This window comes from Tenacibaculum aquaeponti, assembly GCF_057221555.1.
This window is the reverse complement of record NZ_CM170147.1, coordinates 2,181,135-2,195,931: the sequence shown is the minus strand read 5'-3', so window position 1 is coordinate 2,195,931 and position 14,797 is coordinate 2,181,135. Positions and strand designations below refer to the sequence as shown.

Genomic DNA, 14,797 nt, shown 5'->3' with positions numbered 1-14,797 from the left:
TACTATTTTAACATAATTGAAACTCTGGAAGTGATAGTAATTGAATACAAAACTCCTTTTTAGGTAGCTTGTAGTATTGCTTCAATAATTCTTTGGTTCCGTTACTTATTGGAGCTGTAATTAATACATCAACAAGTTCTTCATTAGAAATGTTACTGTATTTTTTTTCAAAGTTCTCCCAATCGGTAGTTGTTTTTATAAAAGTTTTATGTTTTTGTTTCCTTTTTTTGAAATCAGTAATTACAGCTTTAAAATCATCTTTGTCAGAATATGTGATTTCAGCATTATTTAATAGCACTGAAGCCAAACGAAGTCGAGTCACAATAGTATTGCTATCTATCCAACTTTGTCCGCCTTTCCAACCAGAAACATTTGGAGGTAATAATAAAATCTGACCTAATAATTTCTGAATAAGGATTTTCTGTTTTTCTTTTTGAAATGTAAACGGAACAATGTGATGAGTGCCTACAATTAATTCTATTGGAGATTTAATTTTCGTTCCAATATTTGTTTCGTCATAAAACCAATCCGATGAAAGAATATATTTCATCAAGTTTTCAATATTGTAGTCTGTAAAGAAAATAGTTGTTAGTTCTTCTATTCTATCATTATCTAGTTTATCATTTACAAAATAACTGTAGATTTTCTTGCAGATAAAACGTGCACATTGTTTTTTGCTTAAAACAATATCGATAATGTCGTCGCCAAAAAAGTTTCCTGTTTCACCTAAAAAGGTTTTTTCGTTATAATCATGTTTTCGTTTTCTTAATTTAAAGTTGCCTTTAAAATCATGATTATATCCTGTGAAAGCTCTAGCGGCTTCTTTAATATCAGTTTCTGTATAATTTCCTTGACCTAATGTGAAGAGTTCTAATAACTCTCTAGCAAAGTTTTCATTCGGACTGTCTTTTTTATTTTGTTTGTTGTTTAAATATTTTAACATGGCCGCTTCTTTAGAAATAGCTTTTACAAAAGCTCTAAAGTCGCCTAGTGCATATTTTCTTAGTGTGTTGTTGTACTGTAAAACGTGTAAAATATTTTTGTCTTCACAAACGAAATGATTTGCCCAAAACAAGGTCATTTTTTCTCTTAAAACTTCTGAAGGTTTATTTAAACGATCGATCCAAATACTATTTAATTCACGTATTTTTTTTCGACTCACCTTCATTAATTTTTGTCTCTGTTTTTTGTTTTTAAGATCTTTTAATTCAAGGTTATCTAAGAAACTAGTGTCGATATATAAAGGAGTAGTTTTTTTTGAAGCTTGAAAAATATCATGAATCACTTCAACTTTTTCTTTAGTTTGAAGTGTTTTAATTTCTTCAGGTTGTATACCAAAACCAATTCTATGATAAAGGTGAAGTATATGATTTGTTTTCATATTATTAAGACTTTATTGTAGAAAGAAGGTTTAATACAAAAAAAACCTCGCTAAATTTAGCGAGGTTTTCAATATTGTTTTAAAGTAAAATTATTTCTTGTTTACTTCTTTAATATATTTTTCTAAAGCCATTGTCATAGAAGGTGTTTCAGGAGTTGGAGCAGAAATATCTACTCTTAAACCACGTGCTTCTACAGCTTTAATTGTTGAGTTTCCAAATACAGCAATTCTGGTATTGTTTTGTTTAAAATCAGGGAAATTTTCAAATAAACTATCAATACCTGAAGGACTAAAGAAAACTAATACATCATAGAAAACATTTTCTAAGTCAGATAAATCACTTACTACAGTTCTGTATAAATCAGCTCTCTTCCAATTTACACCTAGCTTATCTAATTCATCTGGAATTAATGATTTCAATTTATCTGAAGACGGTAATAAAAATTTCTCATCCTTATGTTTTTTAATTAATTTACATAATTCAGGAAAAGTTCTAGTACCAACATAGATTTTACGTTTTCGGTAAACCACGTATTTTTGCAAGTAATAAGCAACAGCTTCAGATTGACAAAAATATTTCATACTATCTGGTACAGTAAAACGCATTTCTTCAGCAATTCTAAAGAAATTATCAACTGCATTTCTACTTGTTAGAATAATAGCTGTAAAGTTACTTAGGTCAATTTTTTGAGCTCTTACTTCTTTTACAGGAATTCCTTCTACATGAATAAATGAACGAAAGTCAACTTTTACTTTTTGTTTTTCAGCTAAGTCAAAATAAGGTGATGTCTCTGTTTTTGGTGCTGGTTGAGACACTAAAATCGTTTTCACTTTCATAAAACTTTCTTTATATAGTTGTTGTTTTATAAATTATTAGCAAAGGAGCTAATTCGAGGGTGCAAAAGTACAAAATAAAATAGAAGAAGTGATTAAAAATCAGCTTTTTGTTGTTTTTTGCAATCAAAAACATCCTAAATCCCAATAGTAAAAGCATATAAATAATTAAAATTTTACTATTTGAATACCAATATTGGTATAATATTAAAACGGGAAATAACCATAAACTAATTGCGTACAAATATCCTGTCTTTGAGAATAAAAAATAGCGAGTATCGTCTTCTATATTTAATGTTAAAACAATAAGCTTTACTAAAGTGTATTTTATTAAAATAAATGCACTAACAAAGGAAAAAGTATATAAAAAAGAAAACTTAAAATAAGTAAAATTATTGACCAGTAATAAATGTATGGAAAGTGAAAATATAAGTAAACTAAATAAGAATATTAATACATGAAAAATAGAAAAAATGGATGGATTCTTATCTGAACGGCTTTCTATAAAACCTTGAGAGAAAAATGCAATAGTATAGCCTAAGAGTAATTGAGGTTTATATAGCTTCATTAGTGCGATCATCACCAGACTAGCTAAAAATACTAAAGTAATCCAGTCTGTTGATACAAAATTTCGTTCTAATATTTCCATAAAGGTTTAAGAAGTTCAATTAACACAAAATTAGTAATAAATTAGTTTATCTTTGTCCAAGTTTTTAACGAAATAAAGTTTGATGTCTGACACACTAGTCATAATCCCGACTTATAATGAGAAAGAAAATATCGAAGCGATCATAAGAGCTACTTTCGATCAAGAAAAAGTTTTCGATATTCTAGTTGTAGATGATAATTCTCCAGATGGAACAGCCACCATAGTTGAAAGTTTAAAGCCTGAGTTCCCAAATCAATTATTTATAGAGAAACGAGAAGGGAAAAATGGATTAGGAACTGCTTATATTCATGGTTTTAAATGGGGATTAGCAAAAGATTACAAGTATTTAATTGAAATGGATGCAGATTTTTCTCATGATCCAAAAGATTTAATTCGATTGTATAATTCTTGTGCTATAGATGGTGGAGATGTTGCAGTAGGTTCACGTTATTCTGTAGGAGTTAATGTGGTAAATTGGCCAATGAATAGAGTGTTACTTTCTTACTTTGCATCTAAATATGTGAGATTTGTAACAGGAATTCCTGTTCACGACACTACAGCTGGTTTCGTTTGCTGGTCGAGAAATGTGTTAGAAACGATAAAACTTGACAAAATTAAATTTGTAGGATATGCTTTTCAAATAGAAATGAAATACAAAGCATGGAAACATAAATTTAAAATCAACGAAGTATCTGTGATTTTTACAGATAGAACTTTAGGAGAATCTAAAATGAGTGGAGGAATTGTTTCTGAAGCTTTATTTGGAGTAATAAAAATGAGATTAAAAGGCTTACCAAAATAAAATGAAAAAATCATACTTAATCCAAAACGCAAAAATTGTAAACGAAAACCAAGTGTTTATAGGTGATGTATTAGTAAAAGATGAACTTATTGCTAAGATTGCTGAAAGTATAACGCCATCGGGAGATGAAATTATAATTGATGCTAAAGGAAAATATTTAATTCCAGGTATGATTGATGATCAAGTTCATTTTCGTGAGCCAGGATTAACTCATAAAGCGAATATAGCCACAGAAAGTAAAGCAGCTGTAGCTGGAGGTATTACTTCTTTTATAGAAATGCCAAATACATCTCCTCAAGCTACAACGCAAGAACTATTAGAAGATAAATTCGAGATAGCGAGTAAAACTTCATATGCAAATTACTCGTTTATGTTTGGAGGAACAAATGATAACCTTGAAGAGTTATTAAAAACAAATCCTAGAAATGTTGCTGGAATTAAATTATTCTTAGGTTCTTCAACAGGAAATATGTTGGTAGATAATGAAGAGGTTTTAGAAAAAATATTTTCATCAACAGATATGGTAATTTCTGTACACTGTGAAGATGAGGGTACAATTAGAAAAAATACTGCTGAGTTTAAAGAAAAATATGGAGATGATATTCCAGTAAAATTTCATCCAATTATTAGAAGTGAAGAAGCCTGTTATTTATCATCATCAAAAGCTATTGAATTAGCAAAGAAAACAGGTGCAAGATTACATGTTTTTCATTTATCAACAGCTAAAGAAACAGAGCTTTTTAGAAATGATATTCCTTTAAAAGATAAGAAAATTACTGCTGAAGTATGTATACATCATTTATGGTTTACAGATGCAGACTATGATAGAAAGGGAACACACATTAAATGGAATCCTGCGGTAAAAACGCAACAAGATAAAGACGGACTTTGGAAAGCTTTATTAGATGATAGAATTGATGTAATTGCCACAGATCACGCGCCTCATACTCTAGAGGAAAAAGCAAATGTATACACAAAAGCTCCAAGTGGTGGACCATTAGCTCAGCATGCAGTAGTTGCTCTTTTTGAAAAAGTAAAAGAGGGAGTAATTTCAATAGAAAAAGTTGTAGAAAAAATGTGTCATAATCCTGCTATTCTTTTTCAAGTTGAAAAAAGAGGTTATATTAAAGAAGGTTATTACGCAGATATTGTACTTGTAGATCCTAATGATCCTTGGGAAGTTTCTAGAGATAATGTATTGTATAAATGTGGTTGGTCTCCTTTTGAAGGAGTTACGTTATCATCTAAAATAACGCATACGTTTGTAAACGGTAATTTAATGTATGATAATGGTGTGTTTAATGAAGAAATTAAAGGTCAACGTTTATTGTTTGAAAGGTAAATGAAAAACTTAATTCTATTTGTTTTATATATTAGTTTGTGTTTAGCGTGTACAGGAAACACAATATATAAGGAACCTGATAATTTAATTCCTAGAGATTCTATGGTTTCTTTACTAACTGATATGCATATTGCTGCTGCTGCAAAGCCAATAAAAAATTTAGATCAAAAAAGAGATTTAAATTATATGCAGTTAGTGTATGATAAATATAAAATAGATAGTCTTCGTTTTGAACAAAGTAACACATTTTATACTTCTAAAATCGATGAGTATGACAAACTACTCAAAGATGTAAGGAGAAGTTTAGAAGCTAAGGCAAGTGTGTATCAATTTGAGAAAAATAAAAGAGATTCAATCAAGAAAAGTAAGTTGAAGATTAATGATTCAATTGAAGTTAAAAAAGGAGTCAAGATTAAAAAAGATAGCACGAAAGTTCAAAATGAAGATGAGTAAATCTTTAATTCAAACTGTCATTATTTCAAATAGTCATTACAAACATCTTCAATTACTTTTTCAATAGGTTCAAATCTGAAATCTAAATTATTCATAATCTTTTTAGAACTGTAGTATTCCTTGTTATGAGCCGAACGAGCAGAGTTTTTTGTTAAAAAAGGTTGTTTTCTTGTGAGTAAAGTAAGTAACCAGTCTATTCTCCAAGCAATAGAAGTTACAAATGGGTTAATTCTAATACTAGGTTTTTTAACCTTAAAATTGGTAGCGATGCTTTGAAAAATTTCTTTAAAAGATTTATTTTCTGAAACTAAAATAAAACGTTCGTTTATTATCTCTGAATTAGCTAGTTTTATTAAGGCTTTAGCAACATCTTTTACACCAACAAAGCCAGTAACGCCTTCAGTGTAAAATTTTAATCCTTTATGTACTTGGCTAAACATTTTACCAGATCCTTCTGTATAAAAACCGCTTCCTAAAATAACACCAGGATTTACAATTACAACATCCATGTCTTCTTGGCTTCCTCTCCAAACTTCCATTTCTGCCCCATATTTTGTAATAGCGTATCCGTGTTTATCTTTTGTATCAATCCATTCGTTTTCTTCATCAACAGTTCCATTATTAATAGCATCTCCAACAGCAGCTATAGAGCTAACAAAGCAAAATTTATATATGTTATTATCTATTGAAAAGTTAACCAAGTTAGCAGTTCCTTCAATGTTTACTTTTCTCATTTGCTGATAATCTTTTGGATCAAAAGAAACTAACGCAGCACAATGATAAACATAGGTGTAAGATTTTGAGAATACTTTTTCTAGAGAAGGGATATCTGTAATATCTGCCTCAATCCAATGAATTTTTTTAAATAATTCATTATGGTTTTCAGTGTAATAAGAAAATACTTTTTTAGTAGTAGCTATCTTTTCTTCTGATCTATAAATAGCAGTGATATTATCATTTTCTGTTGAAAGAAAATATAATAAATGAGATCCTACCAAACCTGTTCCTCCAGTAACTAAAATCATAATTCAAAAATATGGATAAAAAAAAAGGTTGCCTAAAAGCAACCTTTAAATTTTATAATGATTTGTTGTTATGATTGAACAGGAATATTATTTATTTGAATTTTAACATCAAATTCTATTTGTCCATTCGATCCATTGCCTTCTACAATTCTAGTAATTTTAATAAGTCCTTTATTCTCGTAAGAATCTTGGAACTCAATGATATCACCAACGCTTAATTCAGTAACAGATTGTGTTGTTGGTTTTACAATACTATTTAATTCAGATTCTAAAGAGATTGCATCAAAATCAGCTGTTGTTAAAACAGTAGATTTTGCAAAGAAACATTCTTTTTTATCTGCATCAGCAATAGCTGTTAAATTAAAAACATCAGTTGGATAATTTTTTACAGAAGCAAAAGAAGCTTTTCTTGTAGTTCCATAAAAATAACCAAAATCCCAAGAACTACCTGTTGTAGAAGCCTCACTAATTTTATGAATACTATTGTTGTAAAAAGTCATAAATGTAGATGAAGTTTCATCACCTAATGGAGCTGCTAATAATCTAGCAGAATATGTAGTTACTGCCGCTGGTGGATCAACTGGCTCTGGGTCAATAACTTCTTCACTACCACAGCTTGTCAAAATAAATAAATTCGTAATTAAAGCTAAAAATAACGGGAATTTAAGTATGTTTTTCATTTCTCTAAATTTTATTTAAGTTATCAAATTTAATTTTTAGACAATAAAAAATAGAAGAAGTCACATAAAAGAAACATTAATTTTTTCTTAAGGTTTAAAAACATAAATTAATACAATGGTTTCTAAAGATTCTTATGAAATTAAAATTTTGTAAATGGTATATTTGTCTTTTCAAAGTAATTTACACCAATGACTGAAAATTTAGTAAAAGAACTAGAGTGGCGTGGAATGATCCACGATATTATGCCAGGAACAGAAGAACAACTTCAAAAGGAGATGACTAGTGCCTATATTGGGTTCGATCCTACTTCAGATTCACTTCATATAGGAAGTTTAGTACCTATTATATTATTAGTACATTTAGAAAAAGCAGGACATAAGCCTATTGCTTTAGTTGGTGGGGCTACAGGAATGATTGGTGATCCTTCTGGTAAATCTGATGAAAGAAATTTACTAAATGAAGAAACGTTAGCAAAGAATGTTGCAGGTATTAAAGCAACTTTAGCACGTTTTTTAGATTTTAATAGTGAAAAAGAAAATGCTCCAGTTTTAGTGAATAATTACGATTGGATGAAAGATTTTTCTTTTATTGAATTTGCTAGAGACGTAGGTAAGAGAATTACTGTAAACTATATGATGGCTAAAGATTCTGTAAAAAAGAGAATTTCTGGTGAAGCTGGTAGTGGAATGTCATTTACTGAATTTACTTATCAATTAATTCAAGGATATGATTTTTACCATTTACATAAAACATATAAATGTGCTTTACAAATGGGAGGTTCAGATCAATGGGGGAACATTACTACAGGAACTGAGCTAGTAAGAAGAATGAATCCAGGAGAAGATGCAAAAGCATTTGCGATGACTTGTCCATTAATTACAAAAGCAGATGGTTCTAAATTCGGTAAAACTGAAGGTGGAAATGTTTGGTTAGATGCAAGTAAAACTTCAGTATACAAGTTTTACCAATTTTGGTTAAATACTACAGATGTAGATGCTGAAAAGTATATTAAAATTTTTACGTTTTTAGATAAAGAAACGATTGATAATTTAATAGAAGAACATAAAGAAGCTCCACACCAAAGAGCTTTACAAAAGAAATTAGCAGAAGAGGTTACTACTTTTGTACACTCTAAAGAAGAATTAGATAAAGCAATTGCTGCTTCTAATATTTTATTTGGGAAATCTACAGATGAAGATTTAAAAGGTTTAGATGAACAAACGTTTTTAGATATTTTTGAAGGTGTACCTCAAGCGATTATCGAGAAAGCTGAAATTGAAGCTGGATTAGATATGATTGGTGCATTAGCAGCAAAAACACAATTCCTAAAATCGAATGGAGATGCTAGAAGAGCTTTAAAAGAAAACTCGATAGCGGTAAATAAAGTAAAAGTAAAAGAAGATTACAAGATTACATCGAATGATTTAGTCGCAAACAAATATGTAATTCTTCAGAGAGGTAAAAGAAATTATTTCTTATTAAAAATAGAATAATTAAGAAGCTATCTTAATATCAAAACTTAAAGGGCATCGCTTACAGTTGATGCCTTTTTTCTTATACTTATTACAACACTTGCTTTTAGGTTTTAAACAGTTACTAGCACAAGCTGTACTACAAGCACTAATTTGAGGTAGTGTCTTAACTATTTCTTTTTTAGGTGTGTAAAAAACAATCATACTTTCTGTAAATTCGATGCAAATATAATTATTTATTTAGAATAAATTAAAATAAAATTTTATTTGTAACGAAATGAGGAAATTAATCTACTTATTACAGAAATCAAAAGCTATTTAAAAGACAACTATGAAAAGATTAATTTTAGAAAGTAAGTTTACAACTCATCAAAAACTTCATGTACTTCTTTCTTTAGGAGGACCAGTATTGATAATTATTTATAAGATCACAACATTAGAGTCATATTTTAAAACTAATGCACTTTTAATGTTTTTTATTTTAGTTTTTATAAGCATTATATGTTCTGTATTTCTAAAAAAGGGTATAGTGAAGGAAAACAGTAACTTATATCAAGCAACTTTCTTGTTCGATAAATTATTACAGAAAACGAAAGTCGACTTAAATCAGAAATCTAAAGTTTCTATTTTAAAATTCAAACGAAGCCAAAAAATGGCTTGGTTTTCAGTAGCAAATCCAGACGCTTCTTTAACTTATTTAAGATCAGATGTAACGTTGTTGAATGAAAAACATACTACTAAAGATGTTTTGGTTTCGTTAGATGATGAAGAAAAAGCAAATCAAGTAGTTGCTTTTCTTGAAGAATATTTTCAATTCGAATATGAAGTTTATAGCCCAGATTTCTCTTAAACTTCCCACTAAACAAACACGATGCTAAAAAGAATTATAATTATTATATCGTCATTAATAGGAATCATTATTCTCTTAGGAGGAATAAGTTTATATTATTTTTTGCAACAACAGAAAAAGTTAAGTGAAGGAGAATTATATTTTGGAGAAAAAAAATCTATTACAATTCCGTTTTATTATTCAACATCCGGGCATATACTTATTGATGTAAAGTTTGATAACAGTAAAAAAGCATATCCTTTTATATTAGATAGTGGAGCTTCTAACTTTATTTTTAAACATCATTCAAATGAGTTTGAGTTAGAATCAAACGGAAAAATGATAGGTAGAGGAGCAACAGGCAATTTTTTTCTAGCGAGCGTTAAAAAAGTAGATGCAATTGAAATTGGTCAAATGCGTATTGAAAATTTGAATTTTAAAGAACTCGACTTTAATTTTAATTGTACTGATGAAATTTACGGTCTAATTGGTAATGGAACCATGAAAAACGTAGATTGGCAAATAGATTTTGAAAATCTGCAAATAACAATAACACAATCTTTAAATAATTTAAAATTCAATGAAAACAAAATAGAAATTCCATTACATGTGAATAAATATAGTTTTCATATCAGAACATCAATTCAGTTATCAAAAGAAAAGAAATCGAAATCAGTAATTGTAGATTTAGGAAACAACGGTGTGCTTTCTTTAGTAGAAAAATCAGTGTTAAAGGATTCTTTAAAATTACAAACCAGAAAATATCTCGGACGAAGTTCAGAAGGTTTAGGAGGAGAATCTAAATCTAGTGATACAGAAAAACTAGTACTTTTAGATTCTTTATATTTCAAAAAAACGCCATTCAATATTCAAAAAATTCCTGCTCTTATGTCTCCAACTTCAGCTAATTTATTAGGATTAGGTTTTTTCAAAAAGTACAAGACAACACTAAGCTGGAAATCAAAGAAAATGATTTTAGAACCTTATGATAGTGTTCCGAATTTTATATGGAAATCTACTGGTTTAGGAACAAAATTCGATGAAGAAAGTAATAAACTGATCGTAAAAAGTATTCTAGAGAATTCTTCAGCTGATAAAATGAAAATTCCTTTAAATGCAGAGGTTTTATCATACAACGAAGAATCAATGAATTCTGAAAAAGCACTTTGTGAATATAGAAATAAAAAAAACACATCAGATTCTTTAAAAGTCAAGATAAAACATAATAATTCTGTTAAAGAAATAATGATAGTAAAAGAGTCTGTTTTTCAGTAAAAATAGTGAAATTTAATTGCTGTTGTTTTAAAACTGATTTACCTTTGCAAGCCGATAAATAAGCTTTTTTTTGAAGTTAAAATTAACAACATATTTCTTTGTACTATTGTATTTAATTGCAATGTTGCGACCAATAGCTCCTTTTGTAGAGTACGCAATTAACTACGATTACATCGCTAAAGTTTTATGTATTAACAAAGACAAACCAGAACTTAGTTGTAAAGGTAAATGTCAATTAATGAAAAAGCTTAAGCAACAACAAGAAGATGATTTCAATTCTTTACGAATAGCTATGGAAGAATATCCAATAGGTTTTGTTTCTGTATTAGAAGTAAAGAAAAGAGATGTTTACCAGAAAAAACAAGAAGCTAACTTCGGTTATCATAAAAACTATAAGTTTTTATTTCATCCTTCAGTTTTTCATCCACCCACTGCATAATTTATTTTTTAAGAAGTTCGATAACGAACTTACATCTTTTTAAGATTGATATTACTATCAATCAAGAAACTTATACTCAATAAACAAACATTAATATGAATTATTATTCTTTCCGATATCGTGAAAGCTTAAAATTCATGCAGATTTCTGAACATATTCAATTTTAAAATTCAGAAGTCAAAAATTATAATCGATGAAAAACAAATTAATGATTGTTGCTATTTCGTTAATAGCAATGGTAAATACATATGCACAAGAAAAAGAAAATTTATGGACAGCAGGAAGACCTGATGGTCATGCGCCAATCTCTGTTATGGGAGATCATTATCACGGAAAAGGAGATGTAATGTTTTCTTACAGATATATGAGAATGAGCATGGAAGGTTTATTAGATGGAACTTCAGATATTTCAAATGCAGCTGCTCATGATCGTGGTTATATGGTAACACCTCTTAATATGCCAATGGATATGCATATGATCGGAGTAATGTACGGTGTAACTGATAAAATCACAGTGATGGCTATGGCAATGTACATGCAAAATGAAATGGATTTACAAATGCGTATGCCAACAGGAATGACAAATCAATTTTCTACGGCTTCTTCTGGTTTTGGAGATATTAAAATAGGAGCATTATATAAATTCATCAATAAAGATCGTCAATCGTTACATGCAAACGTTGGTTTATCAATTCCTACAGGAACTTTAGAAGCAAAAGATGTTACACCAATGTCTGCTCCAAACGAAATTCAATTGCCTTATCCAATGCAAATCGGTAGTGGAACTTTTGATGTAGATTTAGGATTAACATATTTAGGTCAAACCAATAACTTCTCTTGGGGAACACAGTTAAAAGGATTGTATCGTTTTGGAAGAAACGATTTCGATTATTCTTTAGGAAACCGTTATAATTTAAACTCTTGGTTTGCATATAAAACGACAGAGTGGTTAAGCTTTTCTGTTAGAGGAGAAGTAGTTGCAGAAGAACGAATTAATGGAGCAAATCCAAATTTAAATCCAATGATGGTAACTACTGCAGATACTGCAAATTCTGGAGGAAAATATATTAATGGAGGAATTGGATTTAACATTTATATTCCTGAAGGAAGATTTAAAAATTTACGATTCGGATTCGAATATGCGCAGCCATTATTCCAAAAGCCAAACGGAATTCAATTAGAGAGAAGAGAGACATTAAGTTTCGGACTTCAATACGCATTATAAGCCACAAAAACTTAACGAAATAATATTAAAATGAATACTAAAGTAATAATCCTAGTTTTAGGATTAATATTAGCTTGCGCAAATATTTCAGCACAAAAAGTATATAAAGGAAAAGTAGTAGACGCAAATCAAAATCCAATTTTTGGAGCTTCAGTAATCTCAGTAAAAAACTCAAAAAGAGGTGTAGCTACAGATTTTGAAGGTGGATTTATGATTAAACTTAGTGATAATCGAGTGAAAATTTCGATGGTTGGTTTTGTTACTAAAACTGTAAAATTATCATCAGAATTTAACACAATTATTTTACAAGAAAATCTTCAAAATCTAGATGAAATTATCGTTTCGGCAAGTAGAGAAATTCAGCAAAGAAAAGAAGTTCCTGCTTCTATTGGAGTATTAACAAGTAAGCAAATTGAAGAAACAAAAGCTTTCGGAATTGAACAATTAGTAAATCAAGTTCCTGGAGTTTTTATGAGTTCTTCAAAAGCAGCGAGTAACGAGCAACATTTTATGGCAGTTCGTTCTCCTATTTCAACAAGATCTTTATTCTTATATGTTGAAGACGGATTACCAATTCGTCCTGTAGCTGTGTTTAATCACAATGCATTATTGGAAATGAACAATACCACTTTCGAAAAAGTAGAAGTTTTAAAAGGTCCAGCTTCTAGTATTTACGGAAGTGAAGCTATCGGTGGAAGTTTTAATTTTATTACAAAATCACCTAGAAAAGATTTTGGAGGTTCTGTAAGTATCCAAGGAAACGATCTTGGAATTAAGAGATACGAGGCAGAAGCTTCTGCAACAGCAAATGAGAAATACGGATTTTATGTTGGTGGACATTATATTCAAAGAAATAATGGTCCTGTTGGGCATTCAGATTATGAGAAATTTGCCATCACATTTAAGAACGAAAATAATTTCTCTGAAACTTTACGTTGGATAAATTCGGTAAGTTTTATCGATTACAGGTCAGACATGACTGGTTCTATTTCTGAACAAAACTTTTTAGCTGGGAATTACGAAAGTGATCAAACATTTACTGAACGTGAAGCACAAGCATTACGTTTTAGATCTACTTTAGAGAAAGTTTGGAACGATCGTAATAAAACTTCTGTAAACTTTATTTACAGAAACAACATCATGAATCAACTTCCATCGTATCGAGTTCGCCAAGATAGAAACATGGGACAATTAACAGGAACAGGTTCAGGTGAAATTAATTCAAATCAATTTAGAAGTTATGTAGGTTTAGTTCAACATAAATTAGATTTCAATTTTAAAGATGCTTCTTTGGTAGTAGGAGCTACAGCAGATTTTTCACCGCAAGATTATGTAGCAGAAACTGTAAATGTAGTTGTAGATACACAAACAGGAAAGAATATTGATTTTACAATAAATTCTGGAGATTACATTTTAAATTATAATGCTGATATTTTTAATTATGCAGGATATGCACAGTTCGAAATTTCACCAGTTGAAGCTTTAAAAGTTACAGCAGCTGTTCGTTTCGATGAGTTTAGTTACGATTATAATAATTTAATTGAAAGTCAAGCAGGAGTTGTAGATACTAAAGTAAATTATAGCAGTGTAGCACCAAAATTTGGGTTAAACTACAACGTGAATAAAAACTTAGGTTTTTATAGCAATTACTCAAAAGGATTTACACCACCACAAACATCAACATTATTCAGAAATAGTAAAAATAGCAGTACAGGCGCTACAATTTTCGATTTAAAACCAGCGAAGTTCAATAACTACGAAGTTGGTGGTTATTTTACAATCCCATCGAAATTAAAAGTAGATGTAGCTGTATACAGATTAGATGGAACAGATCGATTAATTTCTCTAAGAGATGTATCAGGTAATTTTGTTCAGTTAAATGCAGGTAAAACAAGATCGCAAGGTGTAGAATTTGGCTTTAAATACCAACTTTTAGAAAATCTTTCTATGAATTATAGCGGAAGTTATGCAACCCATAAATACATTTCGTTTTTCGATAATGATGTAGATTATTCAAATACAGATATGCAAACGGCACCAAATTACTTATCGATGTCTAATATTACTTATAAGCCGTTAAATAATTTAACATTAACATTAGAACATGAGCAAGTTGGAAGTTATAATACAAGCTTTGAGAATCAGGTAGTTGTTGGGGTTGATACTGTAGGAAATGATATTTTAGGAACATCAACTTACGATGGACATCATGTGTTTAACTTCAGAGGAAGTTTTAAGTTTTATGATTTTGAATTCTGGGGACAAGCACTAAATATTTTTGATGAATTATATGCTGTGCGAGCTAGCTATAATATCTGGAGAAGAGAAAATAGCTATAGTATCGGCAACCCTAGAGCTTTTCATTTTGGAGTGAAGTATAACTTTTAAAA

The 14,797-nt window shown here is 29.7% G+C and carries 14 protein-coding genes; 9 read left to right on the top strand and 5 right to left on the bottom strand.

Annotation, left to right across the window (positions count from 1 at the left end):
• Positions 1-7: 7 nt before the first annotated feature.
• From AC2TEO_RS09870 to AC2TEO_RS09860, 3 genes are all read right to left on the bottom strand, one after another.
• Positions 8-1,381, bottom strand: a complete 1,374-nt coding sequence (locus tag AC2TEO_RS09870) for a DUF1800 domain-containing protein (RefSeq protein ID WP_442264659.1) — start codon at positions 1,379-1,381, stop codon at positions 8-10.
• A gap of 90 nt (positions 1,382-1,471) precedes the next feature.
• Positions 1,472-2,218, bottom strand: a complete 747-nt coding sequence (locus tag AC2TEO_RS09865) for a uroporphyrinogen-III synthase (RefSeq protein ID WP_442264658.1) — start codon at positions 2,216-2,218, stop codon at positions 1,472-1,474.
• A 10-nt stretch (positions 2,219-2,228) separates the two neighbouring features.
• Entirely contained in the window at positions 2,229-2,864 is a 636-nt protein-coding gene (locus AC2TEO_RS09860; protein WP_442264657.1) for a DUF4271 domain-containing protein, read from the bottom strand.
• A gap of 82 nt (positions 2,865-2,946) precedes the next feature.
• Between AC2TEO_RS09860 and AC2TEO_RS09855 the strand changes: the two genes are divergently transcribed.
• The 3 genes from AC2TEO_RS09855 to AC2TEO_RS09845 are packed head-to-tail and all read left to right on the top strand — an operon-like array spanning position 2,947 to position 5,461.
• Positions 2,947-3,666, top strand: coding sequence for a polyprenol monophosphomannose synthase (locus AC2TEO_RS09855; protein WP_442264656.1), 720 nt, complete (start codon positions 2,947-2,949; stop codon positions 3,664-3,666).
• A 1-nt stretch (position 3,667) separates the two neighbouring features.
• Positions 3,668-5,008: a dihydroorotase gene (locus AC2TEO_RS09850; protein ID WP_442264655.1), complete on the top strand. Its 1,341-nt coding sequence runs from the start codon at positions 3,668-3,670 to the stop codon at positions 5,006-5,008.
• Complete coding sequence (locus AC2TEO_RS09845) at positions 5,009-5,461, top strand: DUF4296 domain-containing protein (RefSeq protein WP_442264654.1); 453 nt, start codon at positions 5,009-5,011, stop codon at positions 5,459-5,461.
• A gap of 20 nt (positions 5,462-5,481) precedes the next feature.
• Here AC2TEO_RS09845 and AC2TEO_RS09840 read toward each other — a convergent pair whose 3' ends face one another.
• The gene (locus AC2TEO_RS09840; protein WP_442264653.1) at positions 5,482-6,486 is read right to left on the bottom strand and encodes an NAD-dependent epimerase/dehydratase family protein; all 1,005 of its coding nucleotides are present in this window, start codon (positions 6,484-6,486) and stop codon (positions 5,482-5,484) included.
• Positions 6,487-6,554: 68 nt separating this feature from the next.
• A complete protein-coding gene (locus AC2TEO_RS09835; protein WP_442264652.1) occupies positions 6,555-7,166 on the bottom strand; it encodes a hypothetical protein in 612 nt (203 codons plus the stop codon).
• A gap of 189 nt (positions 7,167-7,355) precedes the next feature.
• On the opposite strand from AC2TEO_RS09835, the gene tyrS reads away from it, so the two are divergent.
• From tyrS to AC2TEO_RS09805, 6 genes are all read left to right on the top strand, one after another.
• Complete coding sequence (gene tyrS, locus AC2TEO_RS09830) at positions 7,356-8,660, top strand: tyrosine--tRNA ligase (protein WP_442264651.1); 1,305 nt, start codon at positions 7,356-7,358, stop codon at positions 8,658-8,660.
• Between the two features lie 310 nt (positions 8,661-8,970).
• The gene (locus tag AC2TEO_RS09825) at positions 8,971-9,489 is read left to right on the top strand and encodes a hypothetical protein (protein WP_442264650.1); all 519 of its coding nucleotides are present in this window, start codon (positions 8,971-8,973) and stop codon (positions 9,487-9,489) included.
• A 21-nt stretch (positions 9,490-9,510) separates the two neighbouring features.
• A complete protein-coding gene (locus AC2TEO_RS09820; RefSeq protein WP_442264649.1) occupies positions 9,511-10,743 on the top strand; it encodes an aspartyl protease family protein in 1,233 nt (410 codons plus the stop codon).
• 70 nt (positions 10,744-10,813) lie between these two features.
• Entirely contained in the window at positions 10,814-11,182 is a 369-nt protein-coding gene (locus AC2TEO_RS09815; protein WP_442264648.1) for a hypothetical protein, read from the top strand.
• A gap of 193 nt (positions 11,183-11,375) precedes the next feature.
• Positions 11,376-12,407 carry a transporter gene (locus tag AC2TEO_RS09810; RefSeq protein ID WP_442264647.1) on the top strand — a complete coding sequence of 344 codons (1,032 nt, stop codon included), beginning with the start codon at positions 11,376-11,378 and terminating at the stop codon, positions 12,405-12,407.
• A 30-nt stretch (positions 12,408-12,437) separates the two neighbouring features.
• Entirely contained in the window at positions 12,438-14,795 is a 2,358-nt protein-coding gene (locus AC2TEO_RS09805; protein WP_442264646.1) for a TonB-dependent receptor, read from the top strand.
• Positions 14,796-14,797: the final 2 nt, after the last annotated feature.

What these genes read in the sequence shown, in the direction of transcription:
- AC2TEO_RS09835 (WP_442264652.1), bottom strand. Translation starts at nt 7,166, where the DNA reads ATGAAAAACATACTTAAATTCCCGTTATTTTTAGCTTTAATTACGAAT.
- AC2TEO_RS09860 (WP_442264657.1), bottom strand. Translation starts at nt 2,864, where the DNA reads ATGGAAATATTAGAACGAAATTTTGTATCAACAGACTGGATTACTTTA.
- AC2TEO_RS09840 (WP_442264653.1), bottom strand. Translation starts at nt 6,486, where the DNA reads ATGATTTTAGTTACTGGAGGAACAGGTTTGGTAGGATCTCATTTATTA.
- AC2TEO_RS09865 (WP_442264658.1), bottom strand. Translation starts at nt 2,218, where the DNA reads ATGAAAGTGAAAACGATTTTAGTGTCTCAACCAGCACCAAAAACAGAG.
- AC2TEO_RS09805 (WP_442264646.1), top strand. Translation starts at nt 12,438, where the DNA reads ATGAATACTAAAGTAATAATCCTAGTTTTAGGATTAATATTAGCTTGC.
- AC2TEO_RS09850 (WP_442264655.1), top strand. Translation starts at nt 3,668, where the DNA reads ATGAAAAAATCATACTTAATCCAAAACGCAAAAATTGTAAACGAAAAC.
- tyrS (WP_442264651.1), top strand. Translation starts at nt 7,356, where the DNA reads ATGACTGAAAATTTAGTAAAAGAACTAGAGTGGCGTGGAATGATCCAC.
- AC2TEO_RS09820 (WP_442264649.1), top strand. Translation starts at nt 9,511, where the DNA reads ATGCTAAAAAGAATTATAATTATTATATCGTCATTAATAGGAATCATT.
- AC2TEO_RS09870 (WP_442264659.1), bottom strand. Translation starts at nt 1,381, where the DNA reads ATGAAAACAAATCATATACTTCACCTTTATCATAGAATTGGTTTTGGT.
- AC2TEO_RS09825 (WP_442264650.1), top strand. Translation starts at nt 8,971, where the DNA reads ATGAAAAGATTAATTTTAGAAAGTAAGTTTACAACTCATCAAAAACTT.
- AC2TEO_RS09810 (WP_442264647.1), top strand. Translation starts at nt 11,376, where the DNA reads ATGAAAAACAAATTAATGATTGTTGCTATTTCGTTAATAGCAATGGTA.
- AC2TEO_RS09845 (WP_442264654.1), top strand. Translation starts at nt 5,009, where the DNA reads ATGAAAAACTTAATTCTATTTGTTTTATATATTAGTTTGTGTTTAGCG.
- AC2TEO_RS09855 (WP_442264656.1), top strand. Translation starts at nt 2,947, where the DNA reads ATGTCTGACACACTAGTCATAATCCCGACTTATAATGAGAAAGAAAAT.